Annotated in this window: 20 protein-coding genes; 14 read left to right on the top strand and 6 right to left on the bottom strand. The window is 68.2% G+C overall.

Annotated elements, in window-relative coordinates; all coding sequences use genetic code 11:
* Positions 1-18: 18 nt before the first annotated feature.
* A complete protein-coding gene (gene prfB / locus ILP86_RS17095) occupies positions 19-1,128 on the top strand; it encodes a peptide chain release factor 2 (RefSeq protein ID WP_046749003.1) in 1,110 nt (369 codons plus the stop codon).
* Between the two features lie 52 nt (positions 1,129-1,180).
* Here the strand turns inward: prfB and ILP86_RS17090 are convergent, their stop codons facing one another.
* Positions 1,181-2,275 (bottom strand): DUF2510 domain-containing protein, encoded by a 1,095-nt coding sequence (locus ILP86_RS17090; protein ID WP_193762527.1) that lies wholly within the window; start codon positions 2,273-2,275, stop codon positions 1,181-1,183.
* 198 nt (positions 2,276-2,473) lie between these two features.
* The gene (locus ILP86_RS17085) at positions 2,474-3,535 is read right to left on the bottom strand and encodes a DUF2510 domain-containing protein (RefSeq protein ID WP_193762526.1); all 1,062 of its coding nucleotides are present in this window, start codon (positions 3,533-3,535) and stop codon (positions 2,474-2,476) included.
* Positions 3,536-3,719: 184 nt separating this feature from the next.
* On the opposite strand from ILP86_RS17085, the gene ftsE reads away from it, so the two are divergent.
* The 3 genes from ftsE to smpB all read left to right on the top strand — a co-directional run bounded on the left by ftsE (position 3,720) and on the right by smpB (position 6,319).
* Positions 3,720-4,868, top strand: coding sequence for a cell division ATP-binding protein FtsE (ftsE, locus tag ILP86_RS17080; protein ID WP_193762525.1), 1,149 nt, complete (start codon positions 3,720-3,722; stop codon positions 4,866-4,868).
* Positions 4,865-5,779 carry a permease-like cell division protein FtsX gene (gene ftsX, locus ILP86_RS17075; protein ID WP_046749007.1) on the top strand — a complete coding sequence of 305 codons (915 nt, stop codon included), beginning with the start codon at positions 4,865-4,867 and terminating at the stop codon, positions 5,777-5,779. Before ftsE ends, ftsX begins: the two co-directional genes overlap by 4 nt.
* A gap of 63 nt (positions 5,780-5,842) precedes the next feature.
* Complete coding sequence (gene smpB, locus ILP86_RS17070; RefSeq protein WP_046749008.1) at positions 5,843-6,319, top strand: SsrA-binding protein SmpB; 477 nt, start codon at positions 5,843-5,845, stop codon at positions 6,317-6,319.
* Between the two features lie 21 nt (positions 6,320-6,340).
* On the opposite strand, the gene ILP86_RS17065 is transcribed toward smpB, so the two are convergent.
* Both ILP86_RS17065 and lexA read right to left on the bottom strand, forming a co-directional pair.
* On the bottom strand, positions 6,341-8,221 hold the full coding sequence (locus tag ILP86_RS17065; RefSeq protein WP_193762524.1) for a prolyl oligopeptidase family serine peptidase: 1,881 nt from the start codon (positions 8,219-8,221) through the stop codon (positions 6,341-6,343).
* Positions 8,222-8,302: 81 nt separating this feature from the next.
* Positions 8,303-8,989, bottom strand: coding sequence for a transcriptional repressor LexA (lexA, locus tag ILP86_RS17060; RefSeq protein ID WP_046749010.1), 687 nt, complete (start codon positions 8,987-8,989; stop codon positions 8,303-8,305).
* Positions 8,990-9,279: 290 nt separating this feature from the next.
* Here lexA and ILP86_RS17055 point away from each other — a divergent pair, with 290 nt between their 5' ends.
* The 7 genes from ILP86_RS17055 to ILP86_RS17025 all read left to right on the top strand — a co-directional run bounded on the left by ILP86_RS17055 (position 9,280) and on the right by ILP86_RS17025 (position 14,144).
* The gene (locus ILP86_RS17055; RefSeq protein WP_193762523.1) at positions 9,280-9,648 is read left to right on the top strand and encodes a LysM peptidoglycan-binding domain-containing protein; all 369 of its coding nucleotides are present in this window, start codon (positions 9,280-9,282) and stop codon (positions 9,646-9,648) included.
* Positions 9,649-9,729: 81 nt separating this feature from the next.
* Positions 9,730-10,815, top strand: coding sequence for a histidinol-phosphate transaminase (locus tag ILP86_RS17050; RefSeq protein WP_058632208.1), 1,086 nt, complete (start codon positions 9,730-9,732; stop codon positions 10,813-10,815).
* Entirely contained in the window at positions 10,812-11,429 is a 618-nt protein-coding gene (gene hisB / locus ILP86_RS17045) for an imidazoleglycerol-phosphate dehydratase HisB (protein WP_113681491.1), read from the top strand. Before ILP86_RS17050 ends, hisB begins: the two co-directional genes overlap by 4 nt.
* Positions 11,426-12,061, top strand: a complete 636-nt coding sequence (gene hisH / locus ILP86_RS17040) for an imidazole glycerol phosphate synthase subunit HisH (RefSeq protein ID WP_193762522.1) — start codon at positions 11,426-11,428, stop codon at positions 12,059-12,061. Before hisB ends, hisH begins: the two co-directional genes overlap by 4 nt.
* A 103-nt stretch (positions 12,062-12,164) precedes the next feature.
* On the top strand, positions 12,165-12,911 hold the full coding sequence (gene priA / locus ILP86_RS17035; RefSeq protein WP_046749015.1) for a bifunctional 1-(5-phosphoribosyl)-5-((5-phosphoribosylamino)methylideneamino)imidazole-4-carboxamide isomerase/phosphoribosylanthranilate isomerase PriA: 747 nt from the start codon (positions 12,165-12,167) through the stop codon (positions 12,909-12,911).
* Positions 12,895-13,692 (top strand): SseB family protein, encoded by a 798-nt coding sequence (locus ILP86_RS17030; protein ID WP_113681492.1) that lies wholly within the window; start codon positions 12,895-12,897, stop codon positions 13,690-13,692. Before priA ends, ILP86_RS17030 begins: the two co-directional genes overlap by 17 nt.
* Positions 13,693-13,715: 23 nt before the next feature.
* Positions 13,716-14,144, top strand: coding sequence for a hypothetical protein (locus tag ILP86_RS17025; protein ID WP_058632210.1), 429 nt, complete (start codon positions 13,716-13,718; stop codon positions 14,142-14,144).
* On the opposite strand, the gene ILP86_RS17020 is transcribed toward ILP86_RS17025, so the two are convergent.
* Entirely contained in the window at positions 14,137-14,535 is a 399-nt protein-coding gene (locus ILP86_RS17020) for a DUF1844 domain-containing protein (RefSeq protein ID WP_046749018.1), read from the bottom strand. The genes ILP86_RS17025 and ILP86_RS17020 overlap by 8 nt on opposite strands.
* Before the next feature lie 231 nt (positions 14,536-14,766).
* On the opposite strand from ILP86_RS17020, the gene infC reads away from it, so the two are divergent.
* The 3 genes from infC (at position 14,767) to rplT (ending at position 16,096) form a co-directional block, all read left to right on the top strand.
* The gene (gene infC, locus ILP86_RS17015) at positions 14,767-15,408 is read left to right on the top strand and encodes a translation initiation factor IF-3 (protein ID WP_082108707.1); all 642 of its coding nucleotides are present in this window, start codon (positions 14,767-14,769) and stop codon (positions 15,406-15,408) included.
* 72 nt (positions 15,409-15,480) lie between these two features.
* The gene (rpmI, locus tag ILP86_RS17010) at positions 15,481-15,675 is read left to right on the top strand and encodes a 50S ribosomal protein L35 (RefSeq protein WP_017828564.1); all 195 of its coding nucleotides are present in this window, start codon (positions 15,481-15,483) and stop codon (positions 15,673-15,675) included.
* A 34-nt stretch (positions 15,676-15,709) separates the two neighbouring features.
* Positions 15,710-16,096: a 50S ribosomal protein L20 gene (gene rplT / locus ILP86_RS17005; RefSeq protein WP_017202428.1), complete on the top strand. Its 387-nt coding sequence runs from the start codon at positions 15,710-15,712 to the stop codon at positions 16,094-16,096.
* A gap of 8 nt (positions 16,097-16,104) precedes the next feature.
* Here the strand turns inward: rplT and ILP86_RS17000 are convergent, their stop codons facing one another.
* Complete coding sequence (locus ILP86_RS17000; RefSeq protein ID WP_193762521.1) at positions 16,105-16,557, bottom strand: DUF2809 domain-containing protein; 453 nt, start codon at positions 16,555-16,557, stop codon at positions 16,105-16,107.
* Positions 16,558-16,590 lie beyond the last annotated feature (33 nt).

Here is a 16,590-nt window from a genome sequence, read left to right as displayed (position 1 = left end):
ACGTTAGGCTGAGGTGTCATGCTCGAACTAGATCTCTCCGCCGAAATCCAGGCGCTCAGGCACACCTTCGGCGACATCAGCGAGGTCGTCGATGTCTCCCGTCTCCGCGACGACATCGCGCGTCTCAGCGAGGAGGCCGGCGCTCCCGACCTCTGGGACGACACCGAGAACGCGCAGAAGGTGACCAGCGCCCTCAGCCACCGCCAGTCGGAGCTCGCCCGCATCACCGGCATCGCCCAGCGTCTCGACGACCTGGAAGTGCTGGTCGGTCTCGCGAACGAGATGGGCGACGAGGACTCAGCGCAGGAGGCCCGCACGGAGCTCGCTGCGCTGACCGATCTGATCAACCAGCTCGAGGTGCAGACGCTCCTCGACGGCGAATACGACGAGCGCTCCGCGATCATCACGATCCGCTCCGGGGCCGGCGGCGATGACGCCACGGACTTCGCCGAGATGCTGATGCGCATGTACCTGCGCTGGGCCGAGCGGCACAAGTACCCCGTCAAGGTCATGGACACGTCTTACGCGGAGGGCGCCGGCATCAAGTCCGCGACCTTCGAGATCGACGCTCCCTACGCCTTCGGCACCATCTCGGTCGAGGCCGGAACGCATCGTCTCGCCCGCATCAGTCCGTTCGGCTCCGCCGACAAGCGGCAGACGTCGTTCGCCGCCGTCGAGGTCATCCCGCTGATGGAAGAGGCCACAGAGGTCGACATCCCGGAGAGCGACATCCGCGTCGACGTGTTCCGCTCCTCCGGCCCGGGTGGGCAGTCGGTCAACACGACCGACTCCGCCGTGCGCCTCACGCACCTCCCGACCGGCATCGTCGTGTCGATGCAGAACGAGAAGTCGCAGATCCAGAACCGTGCCGCCGCCATGCGCGTGCTGCAGACGCGACTCCTGCTGCTGCAGAAGGAGCAGGAGGCTGCGAAGAAGAAGGAACTCGCGGGCAACATCACCGCGAGCTGGGGCGATCAGATGCGCTCGTACTTCCTCTACGGCCAGCAGCTGGTCAAGGACCTCCGCACCGGCCAGGAATCCGGCAATCCGGCTGCGGTCTTCGACGGCGACCTCGACGACTTCATCTCGGCGGGTATCCGCTGGCGCAAGCGCAAGACCGAGGACTGAGTCCACGAAGAAGGCCCCGGAGCGATCCGGGGCCTTCTTCGTATCGTTGTGGTCAGCGACCGGAATCCCGCAGGGTGCCAGTTACATCGTCATAGCTGAAGAGGATGCACTGCACGGTGCGGTCCCCCTCCCGGATCCACGTGCCCTTCGTCGGCTGGTAGTTGTAGAAGTCGAGCTCCGAGGCCTCGTACGAGGTGCCGACGTACGCCTGGAACGCCTCGTAGCAGCCGTTCCACGAGGTCTCGGTGAGGGCGTCGTCGCCCGGGAACTCACCGTCTTCCACGTCGTAGATGAAGAAGACCTCGTCGGTGTGCGGCTGCTCGCAGGGCACGACGGGCAGCTCGAAGACGAGCTCGTCCTCGTCGTACACGACCAGGGGCAGACAGTCACCGACCTCGAGATCGGCGAAGGTCGTCATCTCGGCGCCCTCGATCGCGGACGGGTCCGGACGTTCCGTGGACGTGCCTCCATCCGTCGGCCGTTCGCTCGGGATCGCGGACGAAGCACCGTCCGACGATGTCGCGGCGAGCAGCAGCAGCGACACGGCAGCCGCGAGCACGGCACCGATCACAGCGAGGGCGAGACCGGTGATGCCCGGCCACTTCCGCCCGCGCAGGAACAGGGAGACGAGCGACATCACGAACCCGACGGCGAGGAGCGCCCACCCGGCGATCGCGATCACGGGGATGCACGCGCAGACGACGCCGATGACCACGGCTGCCAGGCCGATGATGCCCACGACAGGGACGCCGGGGCGGGCTTGCGGGGTGGAAGGCGTGGGCCACGAGGCTGCCGGATACCCGCCGTATGGAGCGGAGATCGCACCGTTCGAGGGCACCGTCCCGGCGGGGGAGGCAGGCATCTGGTGCGCGAGCGTGTACGGCGGGGCGAAGGGCGCGGGTTCGAGGTCGGCCACGGTCCCGAGGGGCTGACCCGTGGCGGCGGTCGTCGGGACCCCGGGGTCCGTCGCCGCTGCGGGCGCCGTCGGGTCAGCAGCGACGTGCGCGTCCTCGGCAGTCGAGGTCGTGACCTCCGATTCCGTGACGGCAGCGGGGTGCCCGGTGACGACATGCTCCGTCCAGCTCAGCCCATCCCACCACCGTCGGTTCCCGGAGCCGTCGTCGTACCAGCCGGCAGGTGTTGTCATCAGGCGTTCCCGTGCGTCTTTCTCGGTCGGCGATTGCGTGGTGAGGTCGTCCTCGCGACGCCGGCCGTTCTGCGAGGGGCGGCCGTCAAAGATGACGGTAGCGCCGGGGACGCCCCTGTGTCGAATACCGGTTCGATCACACGAAGAAGGCCTCGAGAGCATTGCCCTCGAGGCCTTCTCGAATTGAGCTGACGTCGCTCAGGGAACGAGGCAGGCCGTGATCGCCTCGGTATCGCTGAGCACCTCGGCGACACCGTACAGAGCGTCCGTGTCGGTGAGGTTGCCGTCGCTGTCCGCGATCGTGCGCAACGTCGCGTTGTCGAGATCCGAGGCCACGAGCAGATCGGCGAGGCAGGACACCTGGGGCTCCGTGTACCCCTCAGCGCCCGACGAGGCGAGGATGGCGGTCAGTCCCTGCGCCACTTCCGGCGAGGTCGGACGCACACCGGCGTCGGGCCCCTCGCTCTCCGGCGGTGCCGATGCCTCGATCGAGGGGGAGGAGGTGGGCAGCTTGTCGATCTCCTCGCTCACGCCCTGTGCGAAGGCGAAGAGGTAGACGAACGACATGATGATCCCGATGATGGTGCCGACGACCGCGAGGACGAGGCCCGCGATGCCCGGCCACTTCTTGCCCTTCAGGAAGAGCGAGATCAGCGAGACGACGAAGGCGGCCGCGAGCAGCACGAAGCCGATGAATCCGACGACCGGGATGAAGACCAGGATCGTGCCGAGCGCAGCGACACCGAGACCGACGAGCCCCAGGACCGAGAGCTTCTTCGGCTCCTCGGAGACCGGCTGCCCGTAGGGGGCGGCGGCGGGGTAGCCCGTCGTGGTGCCGGGGTAGGCGGGCGCGACGCCGGGGTAGGCGTCCGTGGACTGTCCGGGGGCGGCTGCCGGGTATGCGGGAGGGGCCGCCGGCGCGGAGTAGGCGCCGAGGTCGTCGCCGAGCGGGGTCGTCGCGGCGGTCGCACCCGCAGCATCGACATCGCCCTGGTCCGCGGGGGCCGACGAGCCGTGCTCCTCGGGAATGATCACCGTCTCCTCGGACGGACGGATCACCGTGTCTTCGATCACCGTGTCTCCGATCACCGTCTCCTCGATGACCGTGTCCTCGATCGGCGTGGTCTCGGAGACGTTCGGCTCCTCAGAGGCCGACCCCGCATCCGTCGCCTCAGGGGCGAAGTGTTCCGTCCACTGCTGGCCGTCCCACCAGCGCTGCCGTCCGGATCCGTCGTCGTACCAACCTGCAGGTGTCGTCATGGCTCCCCCTCGAAAGAATTCGGCGACCGCTTCGTGCGGTCGGCATCTTCATGTATAGCAGTGGCAGGTGACGCGGCGGTGGCGTGTGCATGGGGAGCAATCCCCATCCGGGTGGAGGGCGGACGTGCCTCTGCGGGGTGTCGCTCGCCGTCAGGGAAGAGCCCGCGCTTAGGCTCGTAGCGCCATGATTCGGTTCGAGAACGTCACGAAACGCTACCGCGGGACGTCGAAGCCCGCCCTCTCCGGTGTCGACTTCGAAGTGCAACGCGGGGAGTTCGTCTTCCTCGTCGGGGCCTCGGGTTCCGGCAAGTCGTCCTGCCTGCGCCTCATCCTGCGCGAGGACGTCCCCACCTCGGGACGGGTCGCGGTGCTCGGGAGGGACCTGCGAGCCCTCGCGAACCGCAAGGTGCCGTACTTCCGCCGCCATATCGGGTCGGTGTTCCAGGACTTCCGGCTCCTCCCGTCGAAGACCGTCCATCAGAACGTCGCGTTCACGCTCCAGGTGACCGGTGCCTCCCGCGGCTTCATCCAACAGGCGGTGCCTGAGGCGCTCGCTCTGGTGGGCCTCGACGGCAAGCAGAAGCGGATGCCCCACGAACTGTCGGGCGGTGAGCAGCAGCGCGTCGCCATCGCGCGCGCTCTCGTCAATCGGCCCCAGGTTCTGCTCGCCGATGAGCCGACCGGAAACCTCGACCCTGCGACCTCGGTCGACATCATGCAGCTGCTCGCCCGCATCAACGCGGGGGGCACCACGGTACTGATGGCCACCCACGAGGCCGGTTTCGTCGATCAGATGCAGCGCCGCGTGATCGAGCTGCGCGACGGCGAGATGGTCCGCGATGAGGTGCATGGCGGATACGGCGACACGTCCAACATCCCGCGCCTCGTGCCAGAGGAAGTGCGTGGTGCGGCAGCCGCTGCCGCACTGACCGCCGTCCAGGAGGTGCAGCGCCAGACCGCCGATCTCTCGGTGGTGCGTGCCGCACTCGCAGAAGAGCTCGCCAGTCAGCGTCAGGCTGCGGCAGTAGTCGATCGCGACGGGGAGACGGTGGTTCCGCCCGCCCCGCGCACGGTCGAAGCGCCGGAGCCGCAGCCCGCGGTGCAGGAGGGCGCAGCTGCGAACGTCGTCGAGCCCCCCGCCGTGGTCGAGCCTCCCGCTGCCGTCGAACCTCCCGCGGTGGTCGAGCCGCCTTCGGCCGTCGAACCCGCTCCGGCGGCACGCCCGCGAACGCATCCGATCGTCCTGCCGACGGTCGACGTCGCCGAACTCGGTGTCGCGGATCGCCTCGGTCTCTCCGACGAGGACGACGAGGAAGTGGGCCCGACCTCATGAGAATCGGACTCATCCTGACCGAAGCCCTCGTCGGACTCCGGCGGAACATCTCGATGGTGATCTCCGTCGTGCTGGTCACCTTCGTGTCCCTGACCTTCGTGGGCGCCGCGATCCTCATGCAGGGGCAGATCGGCGTCATGCGCGGCTACTGGGCCGAGCGCGCCCAGGTGGCTGTGTACATGTGCTCGGCCGTGTCGGAATCCGAGACGTGTCTCGACGGTGCGGCGAGCGAGGAGCAGGTCGCAGCCGTGCGTGCGCAGCTCGAGGGCGACGCGCTCAAACCGCTCATCAGCTCGATGACCTTCGACACCAAGGAAGAGACCTACGCCAAACTCGTCGACCAGCTCGGCGCGGACCAGGCGAGCGTGCTCACTCCCGACCAGGCCTTCGAAGTGTTCTTCGTGACCATGAAGGATCCCGGCCAGTCCCAGGTGCTCGCCGAAGCCTTCAGCGGACAGGCTGGGGTCGAGCAGGTGAAGGATCAGCTGCAGTACCTGGAGCCCCTGTTCTCCGCTTTGACCGTCGCGACCTACATCGCGGTCGGGATCGCCGTGCTCATGCTCATCGCCGCGACTCTCCTGATCGGCACGACGATCCGCCTGTCCGCGTATGCGAGGCGCAAGGAGATCGGCATCATGCGCCTCGTCGGAGCGTCCAACCGCTTCATCCAGACCCCGTTCGTGCTGGAGGGCGTGTTCGCGGCCTTCCTGGGGTCGGCCCTGGCCAGCGCCGCGGTCGTCGCCGGCGTGCACTTCGGCGTCAACGGCTATCTGCGGGGAAGGGTGCCGTTCATCACGACGTGGGTCACGATGCAGGACGCGGCACTGGTCGTCCCGGTGCTGATCGGCATCGGAGTGATCCTCGCCGCCCTGTCCGCGGGCTTCGCGATCCGACGCTGGCTGCGCACCTGATAGCGTGAAAGGCTGCGCGGTCGGATCGATCGATCGGGCTCATCACGGCAACAGGAGAGCATCATGCCCAGGGAACGCGGAGAGAAGGTCGTCGCGACCAATCGTCGCGCACGTCACGACTACGCCATCGAGAAGTCGTACGAGGCGGGGATGGTGCTCACCGGCACCGAGGTCAAGTCGCTGCGTCAGGGACGAGCCAACCTCAGCGACGGCTACGCGTTCGTCAAGGGGAACGAGGTCTTCCTCGACTCGGTGCACATCCCGGAGTACTCGCAGGGGCATTGGACGAACCATTCGGCCAAGCGCATCCGCAAGCTGCTGCTGCACCGTGAGGAGATCGCGAAGATCGCCCACGCCGTCTCGGCAGGGGGATACACCCTCATCCCGCTGAAGCTGTACTTCTCCGACGGTCGTGCCAAGGTCGAGATCGCCCTCGCCAAAGGTAAGCGCGAGTACGACAAGCGACAGACCCTGCGTGAGCGTCAGGACACCCGCGAAGCCGACCGCGCCATGCGTCTGCGCAACCGCGTGGGGGAGTGACCCTCGCGGGGGAAGTCGTCCTCACAGACGCGGCTCGAAGCCGAACACACGGCCGAGGAACGTCAGCTCGCGCTCGAGGGCGTCGACGATCGTGTCGGCGCTGCGGAATCCGTGCCCCTCGGCGGGGTACAGCACATACTCGTGGTCGACTCCGCGTGCCGCGAGCGCGTCTCGGATCGCCTCGGACTGCGAGGGCGGAACCACGCGATCCTCGCCGCCCTGCAGCAGCAGCACGGGCGCGTCGATCCGGTCGGCGTGCGTGAGCGGTGAACGCTCCACGTACAGGTGCTCGTGCTCGGGGAGGGGACCGACCAGACCGTCGATGTACGACGCCTCGAAATCGTGGGTCTCCGCGACGAGCATGCGCAGATCGGCGACCCCGTAGCGGCTGATCCCGGCAGCGAAGGCTCCGCCCCGCACCAGCGCCGACAGCACGGTCCAGCCGCCGGCCGACCCGCCGCGGATCGCGATCCGGTCGGGGTCGGCCAGGCCCGCGTCCGCCAGACCGCGGGCCGCGGCGATCACGTCGTCGACATCGACGATGCCCCACTGGCCGTCGAGACGTTCACGGTATGAGCGGCCGTACCCCGTGGATCCTCCGTAGTTCACGTCGAGCACGCCGATGCCGCGGCTCGTGTAGAACGCGATCGCCTCGGACGCCGCCCCGGTGACGTGCGCCGTCGGCCCCCCGTGCACGAGGACGATGTAGGGCGGGAGCTCGCGATCGGGAGCCGTCGCGTGCGGGTTCGCCGGCGGGTACGCGAACGCGTGCACCTCTCCGTGCGGGCCCTGGATCTCGATCGGCATCGCAGCGGGCATCCACTGCGGATCGACCGGTTCGCCGCCGCGCACCGCCACGGTGGCACCCGATACGACGTCGACGCACCACAGCCCGGCGTTCGCACGCGAACCGTTGCCGGAGAGGAGCACGCGGGTGCCGTCGACATCGTCGACGCTCACATGGCCGTCTCCGGGGAACGAGATGACGTCGACGCGGTCGTCGGCAGCATCATCGGTATCGATCACCACGACCTCGTCGCGCCCGTTCGTCCGGACGGCGACGACACGGCCGTCGTCGAGCAGCTGATACCAGCGGTTGCCGAGGACCCAGAGTCCATAGCCCGTGTCGGCGTCCGAGGGTGAGACCTGCCGTGCGGTGCCGACCGGGACCACACCGTCCAGGGAGATGCGCTGCAGGGCCCAGCGCCCACCCGGATCATCGGCGAAGATCAGCTCCGAGTCGCTCAGCCACTCCGGCTGCAGCGCCGCCCGTGAGGGGATCGTGCGCGGAGTATCCTCACCGACCTCGGCGACCTGCACGTGCGCGTCCTCCCACGGCATGCGGCCCCTGTCCCACGCGACCCACGCGGCGCGGGTGCCGTCGGGGGAGAGCGCGGGATGGGCGAAGAAGCCATCGCCCTGCACGATCACCGTGATCGCGGACGCATCCTCGGCTGCGGAGCCGTCGAGCGGGATCTCGACGATCGCTCGGAGATGCGGCGTGCGGGAGAGGTCTTCGCGCACGGCCAGCAGTCGACCGGACTGCACACGCAGGCCGCCGTGGGAGGGCCCGGGAGGGGTGAGAGCAACGGGCTCGCCTCCCACGCTCAGACGATGAACCCGCTGGTCGTTCGCGTCGACGAAGTAGAGCGTGCCGTGCTCGTCCGCCGTCCACGCACCCCCGCCGTACTCGTGCACACGTGAGCGTGCGCTCCAGGGGGAGGGGAGGATCTCGGCTCCGGAGGAGCTCCGCACCGTCACGCGGCCCTTCTGGGCCGGCACCGACTCGCCCCACCAGATCTCCGAGCCGACGAAACGGGCGCCGTCGATGCGCGGTGAAGACGCGGCGACCGAGGCGGCGGAGAACGGGGATGACCAGGAACCGTAAGGGGACGACGACATGTCTCGAGCCTATGCGGCGTCGCACCGCGTGTGCGGCCACGCCGTGGGCCCGACCACTGTCCGCGCTGACCGGATCGAGGGTCAGACGGCGCGGAGCACCGCCACGACCTTGCCGAGGACGACGGACTCGTCGCCGAGGATGGGTTCGAATGCCGAGTTGCGGGGGAGGAGCCAGGTGTGGCCGTCCCGGCGGCGCAGCACCTTGACCGTCGCCTCGCCATCGAGCATCGCCGCGACGATCTCGCCGTTCTCCGCGCTGTTCTGGGAGCGGACCACGACCCAGTCGCCGTCGCAGATGGCGGCGTCGATCATCGACTCGCCGGAGACCTTGAGCATGAACAGGTCGCCCTTGCCCACCAACTGACGGGGGAGCGGGAAGATCTCCTCGACCTGCTGATCCGCGGTGATCGGCACGCCGGCGGCGATCCGTCCCACCAGGGGGACGAGCGCGGCGTCGCCTACGGGAGTCGCGACGTCGGCCGGGTTCTCGGTGCTGGCGCCCGGCAGATCGATGAGCACCTCCATCGCCCTGGTCTTCCCCGGGTCGCGGCGCAGGTAGCCACTCAGCTCGAGCTGTCCGAGTTGATGGGTGACGCTGGAGAGGGACTTGAGACCGACGGCGTCTCCGATCTCGCGCATGCTCGGCGGATAGCCGTGGTTCGCGATCGAGTTCTGGATGACCTCGAGGATCGCCATCTGCTTCGGGCTGAGGCTCTTCCGGCGGCGCGTGCGCGGTGCCTCCGACTCGGCGGCAGAGTTCTCGCTCATGGTGCTCCTTCAGTGCGTGATCCGACGTCCCTCTTCGAATGTCGGAGGCCCGTGGTGGGGTGTCCTTATCGAAACCGTATCCGAGAATCGGGCCGATCTGGAAGATCTGTTCGAGCGTGTCGGCCTCTTTCCCCGGTGTGGTTTCGAAGAATACTTGACAGATGTTCGAACTCGAAGATATCTTCGGTACGTAGCTTCGCATTCCCGGCTCCCGGCCGAGTCGTGAATGCGAACGCTACGCCAACTTCCCCGGCAGCCTCACCGCTCCGGGACAGGCTAAGGAGCACCACATGAGCAGCATCGGCTTCAGCACCGCAGCAGTCATCCCGGCATCGCCCCGTCCTTCGACGAGACTCCGGCTGACGACGCGTGGTCGCGCTGTACTGCTCGCCCTGGCGTCGGTGCCCCTCGCCGCCGGCATCGCGTTCGCGGCGCTCAGCGGCGGCAGCGCGGTCGCGTCGGGTGCCGACACCGCACCCGCCGGCGTCGAGACCGTCACCGTCATGCCCGGTGACACGCTCTGGTCCATCGCCACCGGCGTCGCGCCCGACGCCGACCCGCGCGATGTGATCGGCGACATCAGCCGGATGAACCTGTTGCGCGGCGGGGAGCTGCAGATCGGGCAGACTCTGGCGATCCCGGCTCAGTACGCGCGCTGATCCGGCGGAGGGCTCAGACGAGGAGTTCCTGGGGCGGCGACTTTGCGTCATCAACCTCAAGCGCCGCCTAGCATGGGAAGGGTGACCCTCTCCCTCAACGATCTCCCGCTACGTGACGATCTCCGCGGATTGAAGCCATACGGTGCTCCACAGGCGCCGCTTCCCATCGCGCTCAACGTGAATGAGAACACGCATCCGATCCCCGATGCGGTGGCGAGCGACATCCTCGATGACATCGCCGTCGCGATCCGTGATGTCAACCGCTACCCGGATCGTGAGTTCACCACGCTTCGCGAGTCTTTCGCGGAGTACCTGGGCCACGGTCTCGTCCCCGAGCAGATCTGGGCGGGCAACGGGTCCAATGAGGTGCTCCAGCACATCCTGCAGGCCTTCGGAGGCCCTGGTCGCACGGCTTTCGGGTTCGCGCCGACCTATTCGATGTACCCGCTCATCGCGCAGGGCACCGGTGCGCGGTGGATCGCCGGTACGCGTCAGCCCGACTACACCATCACTCCGGAGGAGGCGGCCGAGCAGGTGCGGGCCGCCGAGCCGGACGTGGTCATCCTCTGCTCTCCCAACAACCCCACCGGCACGCCGCTCGGACTCGACGTCATCGAAGCGGTGTATGAGGCTGCCAGGGGCATAGTGATCGTCGACGAGGCCTACCAGGAGTTCGCGCCGCATGACGCGGTCTCCGCACTGACGCTGCTCGAGGGGCGGCCGCGTCTGGCCGTCTCGCGCACGATGAGCAAGGCCTTCGCGTTCGCCGGAGCCCGTGTCGGGTATCTCGCGGCCGACCCGGCGTTCATCGACGCGCTGCGGTTGGTGCGTCTGCCGTACCACCTGAGCGCACTCACCCAGGCGGCGGCCATCGCGGCGCTGCGCAATGCCGACGTCATGCTCGGCATGGTCGAGGAGATCGTCGAGCAGCGCGACCGCATCACGGCGACTCTCGAGGCGCTGGGTTACCAGCCGCACGAATCCTGGTCGAACTTCGTGCTGTTCGGTGGAGTCTCCGACCCGAAGGCCACCTGGCAGCAGCTGTACGACCAGGGGGTGCTGGTACGCGATGTCGGCATCCCAGGACACCTGAGGGTGAGCGCGGGCACCGAGGCCGAGACCACCGCGTTCCTTGATGCTCTTGCCTCGATAGGATCGGCTTCATGAGCACTTCCGCACCGACCCCGCGCACCGCGAGCCGTGTGCGCCGCACGTCGGAGTCCACCGTCGAGCTCGAGCTGAACCTCGACGGGACCGGCGTGAGCCACATCGACACCTCGGTGCCCTTCTTCGACCACATGCTCACGGCGTTCGCGAAGCACTCGCTGACCGACCTCACCGTGCGCGCCTCGGGTGACACCCACATCGACGCACACCACACCGTGGAAGACGTCTCGATCGTGCTCGGACAGGCGATCCTCGAAGCCCTCGGCGACAAGTCCGGCATCTCCCGGTACGGAGACGCCCTCGTCCCCCTCGACGAGGCGCTCGCGCAGGCCGTGGTCGACATCTCGGGCCGCCCGTACCTCGTGCACACGGGGGAGCCCGAGGGGTTCGAGCACCACCTGATCGGCGGACACTTCACAGGGTCGCTCGTCCGCCACTCCTTCGAAGCCATCACGTTCAATGCCGCTCTCACGGTGCACGTGCGTGTGCTCGGCGGCCGCGACCCGCACCACATCGCGGAAGCGGAGTACAAGGCGTTCGCGCGTGCGTTCCGTCAGGCGAAGGCGCTGGATCCGCTCGTCGACGGCATTCCGTCCACCAAGGGCGCGCTGTGACGTCGGCTCCTCGCGTCGCGGTGTTCGACTACGAGTCGGGCAACGTCCACTCGGCCGTCAAGGCTCTCGTGGCTGCCGGTGCCGACGCCGTGCTGACGCGCGACCGTACCACCGCCCTCGAGGCGGACGGCCTGGTCGTTCCCGGCGTCGGCGCGTTCCAGGCGGTTCGCGATGCCCTGCGTGCGCACGGAGGCGACGAGATCATCGACCGCCGTCTGGCCGGTGGCCGTCCCGTCCTCGGCATCTGCGTCGGGATGCAGGTGCTGTTCGAGCACGGCGTCGAGCGTGGGCGTGATACCGCAGGGCTCGGAGAGTGGCCCGGAGCCGTCACCGAGCTCAACGCGCCGGTGCTTCCGCACATGGGCTGGAACACCGTCGCGCCCGGTTCCGACAGCGTGCTCTTCCGCGGCATCGAGCAGGAGCGCTTCTACTTCGTGCACTCCTACGCCGCCCAGTCCTGGCAGCTCGAGGTCATTCCGCCGTTCCCGGAACCCGTCCTGACCTGGACGACCTACGGCGATCCCTTCCTCGCCGCCGTGGAGAACGGCCCGCTGTCGGCGACGCAGTTCCACCCGGAGAAGTCCGGCGAAGCAGGTATCCAGCTGCTGCGCAACTGGGTCGAGAGTCTCTGACGACGCCCGCCGGCGTCACCCGTTTTGTTCCCCGCCGCCCGGCGGACTACCCTCGGTTCTCGTGCCCGCACCGGGCCGAAGAGCTTCCCGATCCAAGGACCCCATGAACGACTTCGCGCAGTCCCCCTCGCTCACGCTCCTTCCCGCGGTCGATGTCGCCGGGGGCAAGGCCGTCCGACTGACTCAGGGCGAGGCCGGAACCGAGACCAGCTATGGCGACCCGTTGGACGCCGCAGGGGAGTGGGTGTCGCAGGGCGCCTCCTGGATCCACCTGGTCGACCTCGACGCGGCCTTCGGTCGGGGCAGCAACGCGCCGATCCTGCGCAAGGTCATCAAGCAGTTCAAGGGCGTGAACATCGAGCTTTCGGGTGGTATCCGCGACGACGCGACGCTGGAGGCGGCTCTGGAGAGCGGCGCGACGCGGATCAACCTGGGCACGGCGGCGCTGGAGAATCCGGAGTGGGCTGCCGACGTGATCGGCCGTTACGGCGAGGCGATCGCCGTCGGTCTCGATGTGCGCGGAACGACGCTCGCCGCCCGCGGATGGACCAAGGAGGGCGGGGACCTCTGGGAGGTGCTCGACCGCCTCGAAGACGCCGGCTGCAGCCGCTACGTGGTCACCGACGTCACGAAGGACGGAACCCTCCGCGGTCCGAACCTCGACCTTCTCCGTGAGGTCACCTCTCGCACCCCGAAGCCGGTGGTCGCGTCAGGCGGCATCTCGAGCCTGGACGACATCGCCGCGCTCCGCGACCTCGTGCCGTTGGGCGTCGAGGGCGCGATCGTCGGCAAGGCACTCTACGCCGGCGCCTTCACGCTGGCTGAGGCACTGGATGTCGCAGGAGACTGACGCGCACGCGTGCGGCCCCGAGCCGCACAACCACGGCGATTCAGCAGGCGTCCCGTGGGAGGGGCGCAGCTTCGAGTCGAATCCGCACGCCGCGGACGACGGTTCCGCCGACCCCGCGCTGCTGGCGGCGCTGCTGCGCTTCCGCGCCGGCCAGGGCAGCCAGTCCGAGGTCGTCGACGCCTTCCGTGCCGCCCGTGTGCTGGTGCCCCTCATCGCGGAGAAGGGGGAGGAGGGGATCGCCCCCAACGGCCTCACCGTTGACAAGACGCAGGAGCTCTCCATCGTCACGGTCGCGGCTCCGGATGGTCGGCGCGTGCAGCCGGTGTTCTCGTCGGTCCAGGCGATGCAGGCGTGGGACCCGACGGCGCGACCCATCCCCGTCGAGGCTATCCGCGCGGCGCTGGCCGCCTCGTCGGAGGACACCGACCTGATCGTGCTCGACCCGACGTCCGACACCGAGTTCGTCATCCGGCGTCCTGCCGTGTGGGCGATCGCTCAGGAGCAGCGCTGGGAGCCGAGCTTCCTGTCGACCGAGGTGTTCACGGCGCTGCAGGAGAGCGTGGCCCACGAACTGGCCGTCATCGACGTGGCTGTGGCTTCCGGGGACCCCGACGCCCGTCTGCGCGGGCCCGAGCTCATCGTGGTCCTCGAGCTGGTCGACGGACTCGAACGCGAGGTGCTCGACGCCGTGCTCTCGCGTCTCGCGTCTCGCTGGGCATCGGACGACCGGATCGCCGTGCTCGTCGACTCCCTCACCGTGAAGCTCCGCCGCAGCGCCTGAATCGCTTCGCTACGCTCGGGGACATGCCCCGGACTCTGTTGCGAGCCCTCGCCGCCGTCGTGCTGCTCGGAGGCGCCGTCGCCGGCACTTCCGGCTGCGTGGTCAACGCGTGCCCGGCGATCGCCTACATCAGCACGGTCGTCGTCGACGTGAGCGCCTTCCCGGCGGCGACCGACCTCCAGTTCTGCGCGGACGGGCAGTGCTCACCGGGGCCGGGGGAGGATGCGAGCTCGTCCGCGAACTTGTTCTCGGCGTCTCCGTCGGCCGACGGCACGTGGAGCATGTCCTTCGACATGTCCACGCCCGACCTGGTCGACATCCGGTTGTTCGATGCGCAGGGTGCCGTCATCCACGAGTCGGAACAGGAGATCTCCTGGACTCGCACCGAAGGGCAATGCCCCGGCCCGGCCTCGGCCGACCCTCTGGTCGTCGAGCCCGCGGCAGCTAGTTGACCGGGCCGGTCCACTTCTCGCCCGGTCCCTTGCCGATCGGATCGGGGATCGTGGACGCCTCGCGGAAGGCGAGCTGGAGTGAGCGGAGACCGTCGCGCAGGGACCGCGCGTGCATGTCGCTGATCTCCGGAGCGCCGGCGGTGATGAGCCCGGCGAGGGAGTTGATGAGCTTGCGCGCCTCGTCGAGGTCGAGCTGCGCTGCGGCGTCCGGATCGTCGGCGAGCCCGAGCTTGACGGCTGCCGCGCTCATGAGGTGCACGGCGGCGGTGGTGATCACCTCGACTGCGGGTACATCGGCGATGTCGCGGGTGGCCGACGATGCGGCCTCCTCCTGACGTGCCCAACGCTCTTCGCGCTCGCGTGCCGCCTCGTCCGGTGCCTGGTTCGTCACTTCGCCTTGCTTTCTGTTAGACTTTGGCGGGCTCCGGAGCGTCATGCTCCGGAACGAAAGAGGATTCACTTCCCACCCGCGCTTGCCGTTCAAGGCTACCGGGTCTTGCACTCCACCGGCTCCGTTCGAAAGAAGGAGCCGGCAGACAGGGTGCGGAGCCGGCGTCTGAATGCCGGTGGGTGGGGACGATTCCGATTTCGCCCGTGATGCAGACAGCGTCGCGGTGGCCGAATCACATCGTCTAAGGAGTTCCGCATCAGCGATCCCCGTACCAATGAGCGCATCCGCGTCCCCGAGGTCCGCCTCGTCGGCCCCGCGGGTGAGCAGATCGGCGTCGTCCGCATCGAAGCCGCACTGCGCCTCGCGCAGGAAGCCGATCTCGACCTCGTCGAGGTCGCCCCGAACTCGAAGCCGCCCGTCGTCAAGATCATGGACTACGGCAAGTTCAAGTACGAGGCCGCCCAGAAGGAAAAGGAAGCTCGCCGCAACCAGGCGAACACGATCCTCAAGGAAGTGCGCTTCCGTCTGAAGATCGAGGCTCACGACTACACGACCAAGCTCAAGCGTGCCGAGGGCTTCCTCAAGGCCGGCGACAAGGTCAAGGCCATGATCCTGTTCCGCGGTCGCGAGCAGTCGCGTCCCGAGCAGGGTGTGCGTCTGCTGCGCAAGTTCGCCGAGGACGTCGCCGAGTTCGGCACCGTCGAGTCGAACCCGACCATCGACGGTCGCAACATGGTGATGGTCGTGGCTCCGCTCAAGAGCAAGTCCGAGGCGAAGCAGGAGCAGAACGCCGTGCGCGATGCTCAGCGCGCGGACAAGAAGCAGGCTGCGCGCGAGGCGAAGAACGAGGCCGCCGCCACCACTGCGGAGTAGTACCCGCCCCAGAACTCCCGCACCGCGGGTTGACACCGTCGCCTGAGAAGGCGCCATACGAAGGAAGAGAAGATGCCGAAGCAGAAGACCCACTCGGGTGCTAAGAAGCGCTTCAAGATCACCGGCAGCGGAAAGCTGAAGAAGCAGCAGGCCGGGATGCGCCACAACCTCGAGCACAAGTCGAGCCGTCGCACGCGTCGTCTGAACCAGGACCAGGTCCTGTCGAAGGCTGACACCAAGGTCGCGAAGAAGCTTCTCGGTCGCTGACGCGCGCCGAACGCACGAATAGGAACACAGGAAAATGGCAAGAGTCAAGCGGGCAGTAAACGCCCACAAGAAGCGCCGGGTCATCCTCGAGCGCGCCTCCGGTTACCGCGGACAGCGTTCGCGCCTCTACCGCAAGGCCAAAGAGCAGGTCATCCACTCGCTGGTCTACTCGTACCGTGACCGTCGCAAGCGCAAGGGCGACTTCCGTCGTCTGTGGATCCAGCGCATCAACGCTGCGGCCCGCCAGAACGGCATGACGTACAACCGCTTCATCCAGGGCCTCGGCCTCGCGGGTGTCACGGTCGACCGTCGCATGCTCGCCGACCTCGCGGTCAACGACGCTGCCACGTTCACGACGCTGGTCGAGACGGCGAAGAAGGCTCTTCCCTCCGACGTCAACGCGCCGAAGTCGGCTGCGTAAGCACCTCTTCACACAGGGCGCTCTCCTTCGGGAGGGCGCCCTGTGGTGTTTCCCGGCGTGGCGAGGACTGCCGCGCGGCTGACCGCGAGGTCGACGAGAGCGGCCATGGCGACGGCACCCGCGTAGACGAGGATGTCGCGTCCATCGAATCCGGAGCCGAGGACGAGGCGGATCGGGGGGAGTGCCGATCCCCACTCGCGAGGGATACCGGTGAGCTGGAACAGTTCGACGCCGGCGCAGAACACGAAGGAGACGAGGGCCGGCGCGAGGGGGCGGCACCGCGCGGCGATCAGGGCGACGAGCAGATAGATGAGCACGGCGTACAGCGCATCGCCGATGACGTCGCCCACGACCCCGCCCCCACTGCGATGGATGACGAGCCCGATCGCGACCATCGCGACGGCGAGCACTGCGAGGACGATCCGCCGACGGGAGCTCCTCACCGCGGCATCGATCGTCATGCAGGCACCCTACCCGGATGGTGCGGGAGAGGG

The organism is Microbacterium sp. R1 (assembly GCF_015159725.1).
In the GTDB taxonomy this organism is placed as follows: Bacteria; Actinomycetota; Actinomycetes; order Actinomycetales; family Microbacteriaceae; genus Microbacterium; species Microbacterium oxydans.
Note: the sequence above shows the minus strand (reverse complement) of the source record. Positions and strands in the feature narration are given on the sequence as shown.